The following is a 3,870-nucleotide window of genomic DNA, read 5'->3' as shown; positions in this document are numbered from 1 at the left end:
CGAAGCCTATGCCTGGCACCGGCTGTTGCTGGAGCGCAGCGGCGCCGGCTACGACCCGCGCGTGGCCCAGCGCATCCTCAAGGGCGCGACAATGAAGGCGCACGAATACATCGACCTCGTCCATGCGCGCCGCGACTGGATCGTCCGCATGGAAGCGGCTCTCGCCCCCTTCGACGCCCTGCTGTCGCCCACCGTGCCGCTAGTGCCGGCGCCTCTGGCCGAGGTAGCGCCCGGCGCGGAGCGCGACGAGGCCTTCTTCCGTATCAACGCGCTGCTGCTGCGCAACCCGTCGGTGGTCAACATGCTCGACGGCTGCGCTCTCTCGCTGCCCTGCCATGCCGAGGGCGAGCTGCCCGTCGGCCTCATGCTCTGGCATGCCGCGCTGCACGACGACGCGGTGCTGGCGGTCGCGCTGCAGGTGGAACGCGAGTTGCAAGCGACCCGTTAGGGCTCGCCCGCGTGCGCCGCCTCTTATCACACTCAAAAGAACCGAATGAAGATCGCGATCGTGGGCGCCGGCATCATCGGCGTCACCACAGCCTGGGAGTTGGCCTCGGACGGACATGAAGTCATGGTTTTCGAGCGCCGCGGCGCCGCCGCCGAGGAATCCAGTTTCGCCAATGCCGGCGTGGTGGCGCCCGGCTACGTGACGCCGTGGGCGGCCCCGGGGATGCGCGTCAAGGTGCTGCGCTCGCTCCTCTCGGCACACGGCGCGGTCAAGCTGCGCTGGCCGCTCACCGGACGCGACCTGGCCTGGATGGCGCGCTGGCAGCGCGCCTGCCAAATCGAAAGCTACCTGGCCAATCGCGCGCGCATGCAGCGGCTGGCCTTCTACAGCCGCACCCGGCTGCACGAGATCACCGAGGCACGCGAGCTCAGTTACGAACGTAGCGATGGCTACCTTGTGCTGCTGCGGTCCAAGCGCGAGAAGAAGCTGGTGCAGGCCGGTCTCGAGGTGCTGCGGCAGGCCGGCAGCACCTTCCGCGAGGTAGACGCCGACGAGGCGCGCCGGATCGAGCCCGCGCTCAGCACCGAAACCGCGTTGGCGGGGGCCATCCATCTGCCGGACGACGAGGTGGCCAACTGCCGCCAGTTCGCGCTGCTGCTCAAGTGGGAGACCGAGGCGCTGGGCGCCCAGTTCCACTTCAATTGCGACCTCGCGCCGCTCAGCCGCGCCGCACCGACCGAGCTGCGCCTGGCCAGCGGGTCGGAGGGCCATCGCTTCGACGCCGTGGTGGTTTGCGCCGGGGTGGCCTCGGCCGAGCTGCTGCGGCCACTGGGCCTGCGCATCCCGGTTGCGCCGGTCTACGGCCATTCGATCAGCGCCAACATCCGCGAACCTCTCAACGCCCCTCGCAGTGCCGTGATGGACGAGCGCTACAAGGTCGCGATCTCGCGCCTCGGGCTGCGTGTGCGCGTTGCGGGCAGCGCCGAACTCGGCGGCTCCCTGGACAGCCTTCATCCTGACGCGCTGCGGACGCTCTACAAGGTGCTTCAGGACTGGTTTCCGGGTGCCGTCACCCTGCAGGCCGGCGTCCAGCAATGGAAGGGCGCGCGGCCGATGCTTCCCGATGGCCCGCCGATCATCGGGCCGAGCGGCGTTCCGGGCGTCTGGCTCAACCTGGGGCATGGCTCGAGCGGATGGGCGCTGTCCTGCGGCAGCGCGCGGGTGATGGCAGACATGATGGGAGGCCGCGACCCAGGCATCGATCTCGAGGGCCTGGGCATCGAGCGTTTGCTGCAACACTAGGGGCCGTCCGCATCGGAGCGCCCCCATGCACCGCATCACCGCCGCCACTGCCGCCCCTCTGTTCGACCTCGCGGCCTCGCACCGGATCGAACAGGCCGCCGCGGCCGCCCTGCCGCCGCATACGCTGATGCAGCGCGCCGGGCTGGCAGTCGCGAGGCTCGCGATGGCGACCACGCCCCATGCGCGCACCATCTGGATCGCCTGTGGCCCCGGCAACAACGGGGGCGATGGCTTCGAGGCGGCGGCGCAGTTGCAGCACCGCGGCTTCGCACCGGTCGTCACCCGCATCGGCACCGACGCCCGCCTGCCGGCCGACGCGGCCGCCTCGCTGAAACGCGCGCGCGATGCCGGCGTGCGCTTCGCGAACGCACCGCCGGCGCATGCCGATCTTGTCATCGATGCCCTGCTCGGCCTCGGCGCCGCCCGCGCACCTGAGGGGGCCATGGCCGACTGGCTGCGACGAATGCACGCCGGCCCCGCGCCCGTACTCAGCGTGGACACGCCTTCCGGCCTGAATGCCGACACAGGCGTGCTTGCGCTGGACTTCCTCGCTCCTGCATTGGGCCCGGCGGCCGGGGTCCGCCGGCTGTGCCTCAGCCTGCTGACGCTCAAGCCCGGCCTTTTCACGGCGCGAGGGCGGGACGCGGCTGGCGAGCTGTGGTTCTGCGATCTGGATGCAATGCCGGGCACCGAGCGGGCCACGGCCCGGCTCCCGGGCGAGCCCCCCGCCCTGCTGCGACCGCACACCTCCCACAAGGGAAGCTACGGCGACGTCGCGGTGATCGGCGGCGCACCCGGGATGTCGGGCGCGGCCCTGCTGGCGGCCACCGCTGCGCTGCATGCAGGCGCGGGCCGCGTCTACGTCGCGCTCCTCGACGCCGCACTCGCACCGCTCGACACAGCGCAGCCCGAGCTGATGTTCCGGCGACCCGACGCGCTGGACCTGGCGGCCATGACCGTGGTCTGCGGCTGCGGCGGCGGGACGGCCGTGCGCGATCCGCTGCCGCGAGTGCTCCAGGAAGCGCAGGCGTTGGTGCTCGATGCCGACGCACTCAACACCATCGCCGCCGACGGCGCTTTGCAGGCCCTGCTTGCCGCACGCGCCCACTTGCACCGGCAGACCGTCCTCACGCCCCATCCGCTAGAGGCTGCGCGCCTGCTGGCCACCGGCGCGGCCGAGGTGCAAGCCGACCGGCTGAGCGCCGCTCAGCAACTGGCTGTGCGGTTTGGCGCAACGGTTGTCCTCAAGGGCTCCGGGACCATCGTGGCCGGAGCAGGCGAAGTGCCGGTGATCAACCCGACCGGCAACGCACGCCTCGCAACCGCGGGTACCGGCGACGTGCTGGCCGGCATGATCGGCGCCGCCCTGGCAGCCGGACGGCCGGCGATGGCGGCCAGCTGGGAGGCCGTCTGGCGGCATGGCGACATCGCCGACCGCTGGTCGGCGAGATTGCCGCTCACCGCCGGCGCGCTCGCCCGCGGCTGAAGAAAATACCCCTAACCCCGGCCGACGAAGGGCATCTTGGTCGCCATCACCGTGTGGAACAGCACGTTGGCTTCCAGCGGCAGGTTCGCCATGTACAGCACCGACTGGCCGACGATGGATACGTCCATGACCGGCTCGATCGCGATCTCGCCGTTGGCCTGCGGCACGCCCTTGGTCATGCGGGCTGCCAGTTCGGTCATCGCGTTTCCGACGTCGATCTGGCCCACTGCAATGTCGTGCTTGCGGCCGTCGAGCGAAGCAGTCTTGGTCAGCCCTTCCACCGCATGCTTGGTCGCCGTGTAGGCCATGGAGTTGGGCCGCGGGGCAGTCGCGGAGATCGAACCGTTGTTGATGATGCGGCCGCCGCGCGGCGCCTGCGCCTGCATGGTCCGGAAAGCCTGCTGGATGCAATAGAACATCCCGTTCAGGTTGATGTCGACCACACCGCGCCACTGCTCCGGCGTCCATTCCTCGAAAGGGCCGGGCGGGTTGCCGACGCCGGCGTTGTTGAACAGCAGATCAACCCGGCCGAAGCGTTCCACCGTGGCTGCGAACAGGGCCTGAACCGACTCGGGATTGGCCACGTCCGTCGGCACCGCGAAGGCGCGCGCACCGGCTCCCGATTCGTCGGCAA

4 protein-coding genes are annotated in these 3,870 nt (G+C 70.5%); 3 read left to right on the top strand and 1 reads right to left on the bottom strand.

Translation table 11 applies throughout. The features are described from left to right. The 3 genes from APY03_RS44165 to APY03_RS20295 all read left to right on the top strand — a co-directional run. Positions 1-448, top strand: a 448-nt coding sequence (locus APY03_RS44165) for an amidase family protein (RefSeq protein WP_269747395.1), incomplete at its 5' end; no start/stop codon positions are given. A gap of 45 nt (positions 449-493) precedes the next feature. Next, positions 494-1,750, top strand: coding sequence for a D-amino acid dehydrogenase (locus APY03_RS20300; protein WP_068679484.1), 1,257 nt, complete (start codon positions 494-496; stop codon positions 1,748-1,750). A gap of 25 nt (positions 1,751-1,775) precedes the next feature. After that, complete coding sequence (locus APY03_RS20295) at positions 1,776-3,236, top strand: NAD(P)H-hydrate dehydratase (protein WP_068679482.1); 1,461 nt, start codon at positions 1,776-1,778, stop codon at positions 3,234-3,236. 11 nt (positions 3,237-3,247) lie between these two features. Here the strand turns inward: APY03_RS20295 and APY03_RS20290 are convergent. Continuing rightward, positions 3,248-3,870 (bottom strand): SDR family oxidoreductase (locus APY03_RS20290; RefSeq protein ID WP_232324344.1); only part of this gene is annotated, 623 nt, incomplete at its 5' end.

The sequence above is a fragment of the Variovorax sp. WDL1 genome (assembly GCF_001541225.1).
Lineage (GTDB): Bacteria > Pseudomonadota > Gammaproteobacteria > Burkholderiales > Burkholderiaceae_C > Variovorax.
This window is presented reverse-complemented; position numbering and strand designations above follow the sequence as displayed.